Source organism: Paraburkholderia sp. J10-1, assembly GCF_905220165.1.
Lineage (GTDB): Bacteria > Pseudomonadota > Gammaproteobacteria > Burkholderiales > Burkholderiaceae > Paraburkholderia.
Map to the genome: position 1 here is coordinate 965,429 of NZ_CAJMYW010000002.1, position 15,578 is coordinate 981,006.

Sequence of the window (15,578 nt, forward strand, 5' to 3'; positions counted from 1 at the left end):
CGGCGGGCGGCGTGGATTCAAGTGCATGAATGAGTCCTGGCCGCCGATGCGCGCGATGAATCGATTAATAGGTAAAGAGCAGGATCAAGCGGGAGCGGACATGCAAGAAAACGGCAGCACAGTGGTGATCGTTGGGGCAGGGCATGCGGGCGGCAACGCCGCGGCGCTGCTGCGGCAATATGGATTCGACGGCCGCGTGGTGCTGGTCGGCGAAGAACCGGTGCCGCCCTATCACCGGCCGCCGCTCAGCAAGGCCTATTTGAAGGGCGAGGCCGACGTCGAACGTCTGTGGCTCAAGCCGCGTGCGTTCTATGACGAGCAGCGCATCGAGCTGAAGCTCGGCGCAAGCGCGCAGTCGCTCGACCGCGCGAACCGCACGCTCACACTCGCCGACGGCAGCCACGTTCAATACGACAAGCTGATTCTCGCCACCGGCTCGACGCCGCGCGCGTTGACGGTGCCGGGCCACGATCTCGCGGGCGTGATCGCGCTGCGCTCGCTCGCGGACGCAGACGTGCTGCGCGAGCGCGTGAAGCCGGGCGAAAAGCTCGTGGTGATCGGCGCCGGCTATATTGGCCTCGAAGCGGCAGCGGCGGCGCGCCAGCTCGGCCACGAGGTCACAGTGCTCGAAGCGGCGCCGCGCGTGCTGGGCCGCGTGGCGGGCGAGACCGTTTCCGCGTTCTACGCGAACGAGCATCGCGCGCAGGGCGTCGAACTGCGCCTGAACGCGACGATCGAGGCGCTCGTGGGCGAGGGCGGCAAGCTCACCGGCGTGAAGCTGGCCGATGGCGAGATCGTGCCCGCCACGCTTGCGCTGGTCGGCATCGGCATTCTGCCGAACGAGGCGCTCGCGAAAGCGGCGGGCATTGTGTGCACCAACGGCATCCAGGTGGACGACGACGCGCGCACGAGCGACCCCGACGTGTTCGCCATCGGCGATTGCGCGCACCGGCCGCTTGCGCACTATGGCCGCGCGGGGCGCCTGGAAAGCGTGCACAACGCGGTGGAGCAGGCGAAGCTCGCGGCCGCGGCGATCGTCGGCAAGCCGCGTCCCGCGTGCGACGCGCCATGGTTCTGGTCCGATCAGTACGACCTCAAGCTCCAGACGGTGGGCCTGCTCGAGGGCTATGACGAGGCCATCGTGCGCGGCGACCCCGTAGCGCGCCGCTTCGCGGTGTACTACCTCAAGGACCGCGCGCTGCTCGCGGTCGACGCCGTCAATTCGATGCCCGACTTTCTGTGCGGCAAGAAGCTCGTGGGCAAGGGTGTGAAGCTCGACCTCGACGCGCTGCGCGATCCGGCCACGGATATGGGCAAGTTTGCCGCTGCGGCGCTTGCCTGAGCCGCGCGTTCAAAGATGAAGTCAGGGGGCGGCGACGTCCCCGTTATTTTCGCGACCGGGATACGCTGCGTCGGTTCAACCGTCCCAGCAGCCCGATCGCCCGATGCATCCCTCCACTCACCCCTCTCCAGGCGCCCAGCGCGGCCTCCAGTCCACCGCTTTCGCGCAGCCCGGCCCCCCCGCGCTGGCGGGCCTGGAAGGCATCCGTTACGACTTCAATTTCGGTTGCCGCGTGCAGGTGCCGAAAGACGGCTGGCGTGTGCGCATGCACGATCTCGACACGGCCAATGTGTTGTTCGACGAGGTGTTGCACGCGGGCGAGATCGCCGCGAGCCGCCGGAAATACTATGTGCGCTTCCTGCTGGAGGTATTCGACGGTCCGCGCCGCGTTTTTTCGCATGCCTTCGATGCGGCAGGGCGCCACGTGCGCGTGGAAGTCGGATCGGGCGCGATGGGCGATGCGATCGCCTGGATGCCGGCATTCGAGGTTTTTCGCGCGCGCCATGGGTGTGCGCTGACCGTGCGGATGGCGGCCCCGCTGCATGCGCTGTTCGAGGCGAGCTATCCCGCCATCGCGTTCACGGCTGCCGCTGCCGCCGATGATGAAACCGGCGAGCCCGTCTACGCGACTTACCGCGTCGGCGCGTACCGGCCGCTCTCCGACCGCGATCACCAGCCGACCGACCTGCGCGTAAGCAATTTGCAGGACTTCGCTTCGTACATGCTGGGCGTGCCGGCGCTCGAACGCCGCCCGCGCGTTTCCGTCGCGAGCCCCGAGCGTGTCATTGCCGGGCGCTATGTCTGCATCGCCACGCAAGCCTCTTCGCAGTGCAAGTACTGGAACAATCCGCATGGCTGGCCGGCGCTCGTCGCGCACCTGTTGGCGCGCGGCTACCGGGTGCTGTGTATCGACCGCGACCGCGAATATGGCTTGCCCGGTGAACTGAACGTCATGCCCGAAGGCGCCGAGGATTTCACGGGCGCGCGAGCGTTGACGGAACGCGCGAGCCTGCTCGCCCATGCCGACTTTTTCGTGGGCCTTGGCAGCGGGCTCTCGTGGCTCGCATGGGCCGTGGGCGTGCCGGTCGTGCTGATCAGCGGCTTCTCGCACCCGAAGGCGGAATTCCACACGCCGTGGCGCGTGATCAACTTCCACGCCTGCAATAGCTGCTACAACGACACGCGCTACGAGTCCGACGACACCGACTTCGGCTGGTGCCCGCGCCATGCGGGCGACGCGTTTCGCTACCAGTGCACGAAGGCCATTACGCCGGCGCACGTGATCGGCGTGGTGGACCGGCTCATCACCACGCTTGGTGCAACACACCGAGACGAATAGCGTTTCAAACCGGGCTTTGATCCGCACTGTCATGACTCTCGGCTAGAATGCGAACGCGGCGCCGCCCAGGAGGCGGCTCAATTCGATCAACAAGCCGCGCCAACTGGCGTTCGCGCCCAGCCGAACGCCGCCACTCGAGGAGAGTGACGCAATGGAACAACGCTCCCGCTTTGGGGCGAGCCTGCTGCCGTACCTGCTCGTCGGCCCGCAGCTTGCGGTGACCGTGATCTTTTTCCTGTGGCCGGCCGGGGTGGCGCTGCTGCAGTCCACCCAGGCCCAGGACGCCTTCGGCACGTCGTCGGTGTTCGTCGGCTTCGCCAACTTCACGCGGCTCCTGCACGATCCGCTCTATCTGGCCTCGGTCCAGACCACGCTCGTTTTTACGGCGCTCGTCACGTTCGGGGGCCTCGCCATTTCGCTGCTGCTGGCGGCCATGGCGCACCATGTGACGCGCGGCAAGCGCTTCTATCAAACGTTTCTCATCTGGCCGTATGCGGTCGCGCCCGTCATTGCCGCCGTGCTGTGGGGCTTTCTGTTCAACCCGAGCATCGGCCTCGTGACCTTCGCGCTCGCGCGCTTCGGCGTTACGTGGAATCACGCGCTCAACCCCGGCCAGGCCATGACGCTCGTTGTGATCGCATCGGTCTGGCAGCAGATCAGCTACAACTTTCTGTTCTTCTACGCGGGCCTGCAGTCGATTCCGCAATCGCTCTTCGAGGCGGCCGCCATCGACGGCGCGGGGCCCGTGCGGCGCTTCTTCGGCATTGCGTTTCCGCTGCTTTCGCCCACGAGCTTCTTCTTGCTCGTCGTGAACGTGGTCTATGCGCTCTTCGACACCTTCCCCGTGATCGACGCCGCAACCGGGGGCGGCCCGGGGCAGGCCACGCGCACGCTCGTGTACAAGATCTTCGACGAAGGCTTTCGCGGCCTCGACATCGGCAGTTCGGGCGCGCAGTCGGTCGTGCTGATGCTGATCGTCACGGCGCTCACGATCTTCCAGTTCCGCTTCATCGAACGACGCGTGCAGTACTAAGGGGTATGAGCTGATGGTCGAAAACCGCAAATACTTCAACCTGTTCTGCCACGTCATGCTGCTGCTCGGCGTGGCGGTGGTGGCCTTCCCCGTGTACGTGGCGTTTTGCGCCGCCACGATGAACGAGAAAGAAGTCTTCTCGGTGCCGCTCTCGCTCGTGCCGAGCACGCATCTGTTCGCGAACATGGCCACCGTGTGGAACGTGGGCACGGGCAGCGCCGCGAGCCCGTTCGGCGCGATGCTCCTGAACAGCGTCATTACGGCGCTCGTGATTTCAGTAGGCAAGATCGCCATTTCGATCATCTCGGCCTATGCGATCGTGTTCTTTCGCTTTCCGTTCCGGCGTCTCGCGTTCTGGCTGATCTTCGTGACGCTCATGCTGCCCGTGGAAGTGCGCATCTTCCCCACGGTGCAGGTTGCGGCCACGCTGCATCTCACGAATACCTACGCAGGCCTCACGCTGCCGCTCATCGCTTCGGCCACCGCCACGTTCCTGTTCCGCCAGTTCTTCCTCACGCTGCCCAACGAACTGATCGAGGCCGCGCGCATCGACGGCGCGGGTCCGCTGCGTTTCTTTTGGGACGTGGTGTTGCCGCTATCCAAAACGAACATCGCGTCGCTGTTCGTCATTACGTTTATTTTCGGCTGGAACCAGTATCTGTGGCCGATCCTCATGTCGAGCACGGCCTCGATGACGACCGCCGTGGTGGGCATCAAGAGCATGATTTCGAGCGGCGACGCGGCCACGCAATGGCATCTCGTGATGTGCGCGACGATGATCGCCATGCTGCCGCCGCTCGTGGTGGTGCTGGCCATGCAGCGCTGGTTCGTGCGCGGCCTCGTGGATGTGGAGAAATAAGCATGAATGCAATTCGGGAGACGGCATGGCGGCATTGAGCATACGGGGCGTCACGAAGTCGTACGACGGCGCGCAACAGGTGTTGCACGGCATCGACGTGCAGGTGGCGGACGGCGAATTCATGGTGCTCGTCGGCCCGTCGGGCTGCGGGAAGTCGACGCTGCTGCGCATGGTGGCGGGCCTGGAGACCATCACGTCGGGCGAGATCGCCATCGGCGAGAAGGTGGTCAATCGCGTGGAGCCCAAGGATCGCGACATTGCGATGGTGTTCCAGAACTACGCGCTTTATCCGCACATGACGGTTGCGCGCAACATGGGCTACAGCCTCAAGTTGCAGGGGCTCGACCGCGCAGCGATTGATGCGCGCGTGGCGGCGGCCGCTGAAATCCTGGAACTGGGCAAGCTGCTGGAGCGCAAGCCGCGCGAGCTTTCGGGCGGGCAGCGCCAGCGCGTGGCGATGGGCCGCGCGATCGTGCGCGAGCCTTCGGTGTTTCTGTTCGACGAGCCGCTCTCGAACCTCGACGCGAAGCTGCGCGTGCAGATGCGCCTTGAAATCCAGCGTCTGCATGCGCGTCTACGCACGACGAGCCTTTATGTCACGCACGACCAGATCGAGGCGATGACGCTCGCGCAGCGCGTGATGGTGCTCAACGGCGGGCGCGCGGAGCAGATCGGCACGCCCAGCGAAGTGTACGACCGGCCCGCTTCGATGTTCGTGGCGAGCTTCATCGGCTCGCCGGCCATGAACCTGCTGCGCGGGCGCGTGAGCGACGACGGCCAGCGCTTCGAAATCGAGGGCAACGGGCCGCATCTGCCGCTTGGCGATGCGCCGGCCTGGCTGCCGAAGGGTGCGCCATGCGTGCTGGGCGTGCGGCCCGAGCATATGCATGCGCGCGGCGCCAACGAGCCGGTCACGCTCGAAGTCGAGACCTGCGAATTGCTCGGCGCGGACAACCTCGCGCACGGCCGCTGGGGCAGCGCCGATGTGGTGGTGCGCCTGCCGCACGAAACGCGGCCCACGCCCGGCGAGCGGCTGGCGGTGCACTTGCCGCCGGCGCGCCTGCATTTCTTCGATCCGGCTACGGGTAAGCGCCTGGGCCCGGCCGCGACGGCCTGACGAGGCTGGCACCCAAACCGCGGCCTGCGCGCGAATGCGCCGCTCGCCGCGGTCCCGATTGTCGTAAACTGTCGCATCACGCGGGCGCAATGCCGCCTGCGCAATTCGTATCGGTAAGTACCGGCACCCAACACGAACTGGCGACATGGCCGCAATCCCTTTTCTCCGCTTTCTCGCCCAGCCTGCCCAACGCGTGCCCAATGTGCGCCACGCGCGCCGGAGCTTCGCTTGAGCGCGCGCGAACTGCCCACGGGGCTGATGCTCGTTCATGGCAATCAGCCCGAGCGCATGCGCGACCTGATCGTGCACTGGATCGGCCAGAACCCGGTCGCGCCGCTCGAAAAAGAAATGTTCCTCGTGCAGAGCAACGGCATCGCGCAGTGGCTCAAGCTCGCGTTCGCCGCCGACCCTGAGGAGGGCGGTTGCGGTATCGCGGCGGCGTTCGAAATGTCGCTGCCGTCGCGCTTCCTGTGGCAGGCGTATCGCGCGGTGCTCGGCAACGACGCGGTGCCCGCGGTCTCGCCGTTCGACAAGTCGCGCCTCGTATGGCGTCTCATGCGCATGCTGCCGGCCCTGCTCGACGAGCCCGGTTATGAGCCGCTCAAACGCTTCATGGCCAACGACGAGGACCAGCGCAAGTGCTTCCAGCTCGCGCAGCGCGTGGCGGATTTGCTCGACCAGTACCAGGTCTATCGCGCGGACTGGCTCGCCGCGTGGGCCGCAAATGAGGACGTGCTGATCGATGCGCGCAACGTGCGTACGCCGCTGCCCGAGGAGGCGCGCTGGCAGGCCGCGCTTTGGCGCGCGCTGCTCGCGGACGTGAGCGCGCAGGCGCCGGACGGCATCGGCCTGCGCGACACGGGCCGTGCCGCCGTGCACGAGGCATTCATGGCGCGCGCGCAGTCGTGGCAGGAGGGCGACGCGCGGCCGAAGGGGCTGCCGCGCCGCCTCGTCGTATTCGGCATTTCGAGCCTCGCGCGCCAGTCGGTCGAAGTGCTCGCGGCGCTCGCGCGCTGGAGCCAGGTGCTGATGTGCGTGCACAACCCCTGCATGCACTACTGGGCCGACATCGTCGCCGACCAGGACCTGCTGCGCGCGCGCCACGCACGCCAGCGCCGCCGCGCGGGCGCGCCGGACCAGCTCGACGAGGCGCAGCTGCATCTGCATTCGCAGCCGCTGCTCGCGGCGTGGGGCAAACAGGGGCGCGATTTCATCGGCCTGCTCGACGAATACGATAGCGACGAAGCGCGCGAGACCTACACGCCGCATTTCACGCGCATTGGCCAGCGTATCGATCTGTTCGACGGCGAAGACGCGCTCACGCTGCTCTCGCAGTTGCAGGACGACATTCGCGATCTGCGGCCGCTGGGCGAGACGCGCGAGCACTGGGAGCCCGTCAACGTACGGGAGGACGAATCAATTCGCTTTCACGTTGCGCACAGCGCGCAACGCGAAGTGGAGATTCTGCACGACCGCCTGCTTGCGGCATTTGCGGCGGACCCGACGCTGCGGCCGCGCGACGTGATCGTGATGGTGCCCGACATCGAGGTCTACGCGCCGCATATTCAGGCCGTGTTCGGCCTGCTCGACGGCAACGACCCGCGCAGCATCCCGTTCAGCGTGGCCGACCGCGCGCAGCGCGCGTTCGACCCGCTCATCGGCGCGCTGGAAATGCTGCTGTCGCTGCCGTACTCGCGCGTGACGGTGAGCGACGTGCTCGACCTGCTCGAAGTGCCGGCCGTACGCGCACGCTTTGGCATCGATGTCGAAGACGTGCCGACGTTGCGCAACTGGATCGACGGCGCAAATATCCGCTGGGGACTGCACGCGGGCCAGCGCGCGAGCCTCGGGCTGCCCCAGGCCGACGAACTGAACGCGCCCAATAGCTGGGCGTTCGGCTTGCGGCGCATGCTGCTGGGCTACGCCGCGGGCGAGCGCGCGGGAGCATGGCGCGACATCGAGCCGTATAGCGAAATCGGCGGGCTCGACGCCGCGTTGCTGGGCCCGCTCACGCGCCTCGTGGATGCGCTCGATCACGCATGGCGCACGCTGCGCGAGCCGGCCACGGTGGACGCGTGGTGCGAACGTCTGCGCGACTTGAAGGCGGCCTTTTTCGCGGCCCAGGACGAAGACGCCTACACACTCGACCGCCTCGACGGCGCGCTCGAAACGTGGCGCGAAGCCTGCGACGAAGCCGCGCTCACGCAGGCGTTGCCGCTTGCCATCGTCGCGGAGAACTGGCTCGCGGCGCTCGAAGGCGGCGGCCTCTCGCAGCGCTTCTTCGCGGGCGCGGTGACGTTCGCCACGCTCATGCCGATGCGGGCCATTCCGTTCCGGCGCGTGTGCCTGCTCGGCATGAACGACGGCGATTATCCGCGCAGCCGCACGCCGCTCGACTTCGACCTCATGCGCCGCGACTACCGCCCGGGCGACCGCTCGCGCCGCGAAGACGACCGTTATCTGTTCCTCGAGGCGCTGCTTTCGGCGCGCGACCATCTGCACGTTTCGTGGATCGGGCGCAGCGTGACCGACAACACGCCGCGGCCGCCTTCGGTGCTGGTGGGGCAGTTGCGCGATCATCTGAAGGCCGGCTGGCGGCTCGAAGGCTTCGAAGGCGCCGATGGAGAAGCGCTGCTCGACGCGTTGACCATCGAGCATCGCTTGCAGCCATTCAGCCCTGACTATTTTCCGCCGCGCCCGGAAGAAGCCACGCTCTACACGTATGCGCACGAATGGGCCAAGCCTGCTGATGTGCGAGCTGCCGCTGAAGCCAACGCGCAAGTCCTCGCGCCCGCCGAACGCGACGAGCCGCTTTCGATTCGCGAGCTTGGCGAATTTCTGCGCGAGCCGGTGCGCAGCTTCTTCCGGCAGCGTCTGCGCGTGGCCTTCGAAAGCGAAGACGCCGCGAGCGAAAATCACGAGCCCTTCGAGGTGGACGCGTTGCAGGCGTGGCAGTTGCAAAACGAGCTGATCCGCGCGCAGGTCAAGGCGATGGAGCGCGGCGAAGACAATCTCGAACCGGCTGCGCTTGCGCGCCTCGAGCGCATGCACCGCAGTGGCGATCTCGCGACCGGCGGCTTTGGCGAAGTGATCGGCGAAGAACTGCTTGCGCCCATGCCCGAGCTGTTCGCCGAATATCGCAAGGCGCTTGCGCGCTGGCCCGAGCCGCTCGAGCATCAATACGAAATTCGTCTCGAGGCGACGCGGGAAGGCCGCACCGTTTCGCTCGACGACTGGCTCGGCGATTTGCGCGCGGGCCCGGACGGCGCGCTTGGCCGCGTGATTCTGGAGCCGGGCACGGTCGTGAAGGACGGCCGTTATCGAAGCGATCGTCTCGTGCCGTATTGGGTCGCGCACGTTGCCGCACAGATTGCGGCTGGACCGGTGACCACGGTAATCGTGAGCAAGGTTGGCTTGGCAGAGTTTGCGCCGCTCGATGCGCAGGTTGCGCGCGACTATCTGCTCGCGTTGCTTGCCGCGTGGGACGATGGCGCGCGCCGGCCCCTGCCGCTCGCGGTGAAGACGGCGTTTGCGTGGCTGCGCAAGTTGCCGGACAGCTTCGACGGCGCGCGCGACACAGTGCCTGCCGAAGCGTGGGATGCCGCGTGCGCGGCGTATGAAGGCAATGGACGCACGCCCGGCGAGCGCGAGACGAACCCGTATCTGCGCCGCGCCTTCCCCGATTTCGAGGCGCTTGCCGCCCACGACGATTTCATCACGCTCGCCACGACGCTGTTGCTGCCGGCGAGCCGCGCGCCGCTCAAGTCGTCGCGTGCGAAGCGGGCCTCGAGCGAGGCAGGAGAAACGGCATGAATCCGCTCGGGACCATGGACGCACACGTACTGGAGCCACTGCGCTTCCCGCTTTACGGCAGCCGCCTGATCGAAGCCAGTGCGGGCACGGGCAAGACCTTCACGATCGCCATGCTGTACGTGCGCCTCGTGCTGGGTCACGGCGCGCTCAATGCGGATGCCAATGACGACGCGCGCACGCAAGGCCGCGCGCTCACGCCACCCGAGATTCTCGTGGTGACGTTTACCGACGCCGCGACCAAGGAACTGCGCGAGCGCATTCGCGCGCGCCTCATCGAAGCAGCCGAGTGCTTTCGCGTGGAGCCGGAAGACGTGCCCGAGCGGGAGCCCGGCGTCGACCTGCTGCACGACTTGCGCGAAGACTACGCGCCGGAGCAGTGGCCGGCCTGCGCGCGGCGCCTGCAACTCGCGGCCGAATGGATGGACGAGGCGGCCGTCTCGACGATCCACGGCTGGTGCAACCGCATGCTGAGCGAGCACGCGTTCGACAGCGACAGCCTCTTTTCGCAGACGCTCGAAACCGACCAGACGGAATTGCGCGCCGAAGTCGTGCGCGACTACTGGCGCACCTTCATGGCACCGCTCGACGCGGCGAGCGCCGCCGAAGTGAGAGCATGGTTCGCGAGTCCGGACGAATTGCACAACGCAATACGCGGGCTGCTTCCTCACGCCGATCTTTTACCGGATGCAAGCGACCCTGGCGCTGCGCTCGCAGACGCCCGCAAGCGCGCGCGCGACGAACTCGAAACGCTGAAGGCGCCGTGGCCCGTCTGGATCGACGAGGTCGAGGCGCTGCTGAACGCGGCGCGCGCGGCCAAACAGTTCGACGCCAGAAAGCTCAATACCAGGCACAGCGAAACGTGGATCGGCCAGCTGCGCGACTGGGCCAACGATCCCGAGTCCGCGCAACCGGGCTTCGGGGACAAGTCGCCTGCGTGGACGCGCCTCACGCCCGACGGCCTCGCCGAAATCTGGGTGAAGGGCGAACCGCCGGACCATGCCGCCTTCGTGGCGATGCAAACGTTGCGCGAGTCGCTGGCCGCGCCGCCCGAGGCGAAGCAGGACCTGCTGTGCCACGCCGCGCGCTGGGTGGCGCGCCGCTTCGAGGAAGAAGAAGCGCGCCGCTCGCAAATGGGCTTCGACGATCTGCTCACGCGGCTGCGCGCTGCACTGCAGCGCGAGAACGGCGCGCGTCTGGCGGAAATCATTCGCAAGCAGTACCCCGTCGCGCTGATCGACGAGTTTCAGGACACGGACCCGGTCCAGTACCAGATCTTCGATGCGGTCTACCGTATCGCCGAGAACGACACCGAAACAGCCATCGTCCTGATCGGCGACCCGAAACAGGCGATCTATGCGTTTCGCGGCGCGGACATCTACACGTACTTGCGCGCGCGCCGTGCCTGCGAAGGGCGGCTCTATACGCTCAAGAAGAATTTCCGCTCCACACGCGCGATGGTCGAGGCGGTGAACCGCTGTTTCGAGGCAGCGGAATCGCGGCCCGAGGGCAGCGGCGCGTTTTTGTTTCGCAGCCCTGATGGACGCGAGAACGCATTGCCGTTCGTCGCCGCCGATGCGCATGGACGTGCCGAAAAGCTGGTTGCAGCCGGCGCGGCGCTGCCCGCGCTCAACGTCTTCTGGATGCCGCCTGCCGCGGAGGGCAAGCCGCTCAGCAAGGGCGCGTATCTCGCGGGCATGGCGGGGAGCTGCGCGACCGAGATGGTGCGCCTGCTCAACCTCGGTCAGGAACATGCAGCGGGCTTCTCGGGCGAACACGGCATGCGGCCGTTGCAGCCCGCCGACATGGCCGTGCTCGTCAACAACCGCAGCGAGGCGCAGGCGATACGCGAAGCGCTGGCCGAGCGCGGCGTGCGCAGCGTCTATCTCTCGGATCGCGATTCGGTCTACCAGACGCCGCAGGCGGAAGAGCTGCGCTACTGGCTGGCGGCCTGCGCCGAGCCCGACGACGGCCGCCTCGTGCGCACGGCGCTCGCTACGCCCACGCTGGGGCTCGAATGGGCCGAACTCGACCGGCTCGGGCACGACGAGATCGCGTGGGAGTCGCGCGTGCTGCAGTTCCGCGAGTACCGCGAATGCTGGCGCAGGAAGGGCGTGCTGCCGATGTTGCGCCGCCTCTTCAACGATTTCCATGTGCCGCAGCGCTTGCTTGGCGACGCGGCTGGCGCAGGACTCAACGGCGAGCGCGCGCTCACGAACCTGCTGCATCTCGCCGAACTGCTGCAACAGGCGAGCACGCAGCTCGATGGCGAACACGCGTTGATCCGCTATCTCGACGAGCAGCGCGAAGACGAAAGCGCAGGCGGCGGGGGCGACGCACGCCAGTTGCGTCTGGAGAGCGACGCGGGGCTCGTGCAGGTGGTCACGATTCACAAGTCGAAGGGTCTCGAATACCCGCTCGTGTTTTTGCCGTTCGCGTGCGCGCACCGCGCCGTCAAGCCCGACGACGTGCCGTTCAAGTGGCACGACGACGCAGGCGGATTGCGCGTGACGCTCGAGGCGGACCCGCGCGTGCTGAGTCAGGCCGATCGCGAACGCCTCGGCGAAGATCTGCGCAAACTCTACGTTGCGCTGACGCGCGCGCGTTACGCGACGTGGGTTGGCTATGGACCGGTGCAGGGCGTCGAGGCGAGTGCATTCGGTTATCTCATGGGGGGCGGCGCGGCGATTCCTGCTGAGGAAACCGAAGCATTGCTCGACGCGTTGCGCGGACCGTGCGCGGATATCGCCGTGGCGAGCGCTCCCGAAGCGCGTCGCGACGTGCTCGCGCTGCGCGACACCGGCGCCGTGCGCGGCGAGGCGCGCACGCTTGGCTCACGCGAGCGCGAACGCTGGTGGATCGCGAGCTATTCGAGCCTGAAGACGGTCGAAACGTCGATCGGGTCGGGCGTTCCCGTCGAAGCAGACGACGCGCGCGGCGCGCCCGACACGCGCAGCGAGGACGTGTTCCTCGAACTGCTCGATGCGAGCGTGCCACCCGAGGACGACGAGGCGTTCGCAAGCGCCGGGCAAGTGCTCGTCGCCCCCGCGCTCGCGCCGATGCACGGCTTCGAGCGCGGCGCGGACGCAGGCACCTTTCTGCACGAACTGATGGAGTGGGCGGCCAACGAAGGCTTCGCCGAAATCGCGCAAGACGAAGCGCGCGTGCGCGACATGGTGGCGCGCCGTTGCAGCGTGCGCGGCTGGTCGCACTGGATCGAAACGCTTACGGCGTGGATGCTGGAACTCGTGCGCACGCCGCTGCGCCTGCCCGATATCGAAGGCGAGCGCGTGTCGAGCGTGGCGTTCGCGCAGTTCGCGCCCGGTGCGTACATGGCCGAACTGGAGTTCTGGGTCACGGCCCATGCCGTGGATACGCTGGCAATCGATGCGCTCGTCACCGAATTCACGCTGGACGGCGAGGCGCGCCCCGCGCTCGACGCTGCCACGCTCAACGGCATGCTTAAGGGCTTCATGGATCTCGTGTTCGAACACGAAGGCCGCTACTACGTGGCCGACTACAAGTCGAACTGGCTCGGTCCCGACGACGCTTCGTACACGAGCGCGAAAATGCGCGCGCAGATTCTCCACTCGCGTTACGAACTGCAATACGTGCTCTATTTGTTCGCGCTGCACCGGCTGCTCAAGGCGCGCTTGCCCGATTACGACTACGACCGCCACGTGGGCGGGGCCGTGTATCTGTTCCTGCGTGGCGGCCGCGCGCCGGGGCAGGGGCTGCATTGCGAACGGCCGCCGCGTGAGTTGATCGAACGACTCGACGCGCTCTTCGCGCGTCGCAACGCGCTGGAGGACGTGGCATGACGAGGCGCCGCACGAAAGGGCAGGACGGCCTCACCGGCGATCTGTTCGAGAATCTGGACATGCCGGAGATCGAGCCGCAACCGGGGCGGGGCGCCGCGCGCGAAACGGCCGTGCACATGCTCGGTGTGCTCGACAACTGGGTGGAGCGCGGTTGGCTGCGTACGCTCGATGCCGCATTCGCGCGCTTTCTGTGGACCGAAGCGCCGCACAGCGAGCCGTTGTTGCTGCTCGCGGCCGCGCTGGCGAGCCATCAGCTCGGGCGCGGTCATGTGTGTCTCGACCTGAAGGCCACACTGGAAGATCCCGCGTTCGCGCTTTCCCTGCCGCCCGATGGACCGCAGGTGCTGGCCGCGGTGCCGGCGCAGCCGCCTGCCGAAGTGCTGGCGGGCGTCACGCTCGCGCAATGGCGCGCGGCGCTCGCCGCGCCCGATCTGGTGAGCGAAGAGACCGCGGCTACCGACATTGCGCAAGGCAACGCGCCGCTCGTGCTCGTGGGCACGCGGCTTTATTTGCGGCGCTACTGGCAATACGAGCAGGACGTGCGCGAGGGGATCGAGCGCCGGCTTGGCCGCGCCGCACGGCTCGAAGCCGCGCTGCCGCTCGACGTCGCGCGCGCGGCGCTCGACGCGCTGTTCGCGCCGCGCAGCGGCGAGACACGCGCCGCCGACTGGCAAAAGCTCGCCTGCGCGCTCGCCGCGCGCAGCGCGTTCAGTATCGTCACGGGCGGCCCGGGCACAGGCAAAACGACCACGGTCGTGAGATTGTTGGCACTCCTGCAAACACTCGCGCTGGGCCGTGCGGCGCAGGGAACGCCTGCCGCGCGGCCGTTGCGCATCCGGCTCGCCGCGCCCACCGGCAAGGCCGCGGCGCGTTTGAACGAATCGATTGCGGGCGCGGTCGAGCGGCTGCCGTTCGACGCGCTGCAGGCGCATGTCGATGCTGAGGCGCTGCGCAAAGCGATTCCGACCGTCGTGACCACGCTGCATCGCGTGCTCGGCACGCGGCCCGGCAGCCGGCGCTTCCGCCACGACGCAGCGAACCCGCTGCCTGTGGATGTGCTCGTGATCGACGAGGCCTCGATGGTGGACCTCGAAATGATGGCCGCCGTGCTCGACGCGCTGCCGCCCACCGCGCGGCTCATCCTGCTCGGCGACAAGGATCAGCTCGCGTCGGTCGAAGCGGGCGCGGTGCTCGGCGAACTGTGCGATCGGGCGCGCGAAGGCCATTACACGCAAGCGTCGCGCGCGTGGCTCGAAGCGGCCACCGGCGAGCGCATCGATGCCGCCATGCTCGACGCGCACGGCCTGCCGCTCGACCAGGCCATTGCGATGCTGCGCGAGAGCCATCGTTTTGCATCGGAAAGCGGTATCGGCGCGCTGGCCGAACTCGTCAACACCGGCGACGCCGTGGGTGTCGCGAAGATCTGGTCACGCGGCTACGAGGATCTCGCGCGGCTCGTGTGTCCCGCCGACGATGACGGCCCGTTGCGCGCGCTGATCGTCGATGGCCGCGTGGGCGAGCAAAGCGCCGCCCAGCGCCAGGGCTACCGGCACTACCTGGAAACGATGCGAACGACCCGGCCCGAACCCGGCGCCACGACCGATGCGCTGTCCACCTGGGCCGCGCGCGTGCTCAAGGCGCACGGCGCGTTCCAACTGCTGTGCGCGCTGCGGCGCGGTCCGTGGGGCGTCGAAGGCCTGAACCGGCGCGTCGCGCGCCTGCTGCAGGAAGAAGGACTCATCGAACCGCACGGCGACTGGTATGCGGGCCGGCCCGTGCTCGTCATGCACAACGACTACGAGCTTGGGCTCATGAACGGCGATATCGGCATCGCGCTGGCGTTGCCCGTTGCGGCAGGCGAGCCGCCCGTGTTGCGCGTGGCGTTCCCGGCGGGCGACGGTTCGGGCGGCGTGAAGTGGGTGTCGCCGAGCCGCCTGCAAGGCGTGGAAACCGTGTTCGCGCTCACCGTCCACAAATCGCAGGGCTCGGAGTTCACGCACGCCGCGCTCGTGCTGCCCGATACGTACAGCCCCATTCTCACGCGCGAACTCGTCTACACCGGCATCACGCGTGCGCGGTCGTTTCTTACGCTGGCTGTGCCCGAGGGCCGTTCCGTGCTCGATCGCGCGGTGCTCGCCAAGGTGCAGCGCGCAAGCGGCCTCATGGCAGGGCTCGCGCGCGACGCGCAGGGCGCGTGAGCGGATGGCAAAAAAGCCGAGGGCCGCTTATGGCGGCCCTCGGCTTGTGCTGCATCTCG

At 67.5% G+C, this 15,578-nt stretch carries 8 protein-coding genes; all 8 read left to right on the forward strand.

What is annotated here, in order from left to right; genetic code table 11:
* Positions 1 to 100 precede the first annotated feature (100 nt).
* The 8 genes from U5A65_RS11130 to recD all read left to right on the forward strand — a co-directional run bounded on the left by U5A65_RS11130 (position 101) and on the right by recD (position 15,519).
* Entirely contained in the window at positions 101 to 1,342 is a 1,242-nt protein-coding gene (locus tag U5A65_RS11130; protein ID WP_321946277.1) for an NAD(P)/FAD-dependent oxidoreductase, read from the forward strand.
* A 103-nt stretch (positions 1,343 to 1,445) separates the two neighbouring features.
* Complete coding sequence (locus U5A65_RS11135) at positions 1,446 to 2,681, forward strand: autotransporter strand-loop-strand O-heptosyltransferase (protein WP_321946278.1); 1,236 nt, start codon at positions 1,446 to 1,448, stop codon at positions 2,679 to 2,681.
* A gap of 151 nt (positions 2,682 to 2,832) precedes the next feature.
* Complete coding sequence (gene ugpA / locus U5A65_RS11140) at positions 2,833 to 3,714, forward strand: sn-glycerol-3-phosphate ABC transporter permease UgpA (RefSeq protein ID WP_321909313.1); 882 nt, start codon at positions 2,833 to 2,835, stop codon at positions 3,712 to 3,714.
* Between the two features lie 13 nt (positions 3,715 to 3,727).
* Positions 3,728 to 4,573, forward strand: coding sequence for a sn-glycerol-3-phosphate ABC transporter permease UgpE (gene ugpE, locus U5A65_RS11145; protein ID WP_321909311.1), 846 nt, complete (start codon positions 3,728 to 3,730; stop codon positions 4,571 to 4,573).
* 25 nt (positions 4,574 to 4,598) lie between these two features.
* Entirely contained in the window at positions 4,599 to 5,690 is a 1,092-nt protein-coding gene (locus tag U5A65_RS11150) for a sn-glycerol-3-phosphate import ATP-binding protein UgpC (RefSeq protein ID WP_321909310.1), read from the forward strand.
* A 228-nt stretch (positions 5,691 to 5,918) separates the two neighbouring features.
* The gene (recC, locus tag U5A65_RS11155; RefSeq protein WP_321946279.1) at positions 5,919 to 9,503 is read left to right on the forward strand and encodes an exodeoxyribonuclease V subunit gamma; all 3,585 of its coding nucleotides are present in this window, start codon (positions 5,919 to 5,921) and stop codon (positions 9,501 to 9,503) included.
* The gene (gene recB / locus U5A65_RS11160) at positions 9,500 to 13,321 is read left to right on the forward strand and encodes an exodeoxyribonuclease V subunit beta (protein ID WP_321946280.1); all 3,822 of its coding nucleotides are present in this window, start codon (positions 9,500 to 9,502) and stop codon (positions 13,319 to 13,321) included. The genes recC and recB overlap by 4 nt, the downstream gene beginning before the upstream one ends.
* On the forward strand, positions 13,318 to 15,519 hold the full coding sequence (gene recD, locus U5A65_RS11165) for an exodeoxyribonuclease V subunit alpha (protein ID WP_321946281.1): 2,202 nt from the start codon (positions 13,318 to 13,320) through the stop codon (positions 15,517 to 15,519). The genes recB and recD overlap by 4 nt, the downstream gene beginning before the upstream one ends.
* Positions 15,520 to 15,578: the final 59 nt, after the last annotated feature.

Excerpts from the sequence above, each read along its gene's own strand:
- U5A65_RS11130 (WP_321946277.1), top strand. The coding sequence starts at position 101 with ATGCAAGAAAACGGCAGCACAGTGGTGATCGTTGGGGCAGGGCATGCG.
- U5A65_RS11135 (WP_321946278.1), top strand. The coding sequence starts at position 1,446 with ATGCATCCCTCCACTCACCCCTCTCCAGGCGCCCAGCGCGGCCTCCAG.
- ugpA (WP_321909313.1), top strand. The coding sequence starts at position 2,833 with ATGGAACAACGCTCCCGCTTTGGGGCGAGCCTGCTGCCGTACCTGCTC.
- ugpE (WP_321909311.1), top strand. The coding sequence starts at position 3,728 with ATGGTCGAAAACCGCAAATACTTCAACCTGTTCTGCCACGTCATGCTG.
- U5A65_RS11150 (WP_321909310.1), top strand. The coding sequence starts at position 4,599 with ATGGCGGCATTGAGCATACGGGGCGTCACGAAGTCGTACGACGGCGCG.
- recB (WP_321946280.1), top strand. The coding sequence starts at position 9,500 with ATGAATCCGCTCGGGACCATGGACGCACACGTACTGGAGCCACTGCGC.
- recD (WP_321946281.1), top strand. The coding sequence starts at position 13,318 with ATGACGAGGCGCCGCACGAAAGGGCAGGACGGCCTCACCGGCGATCTG.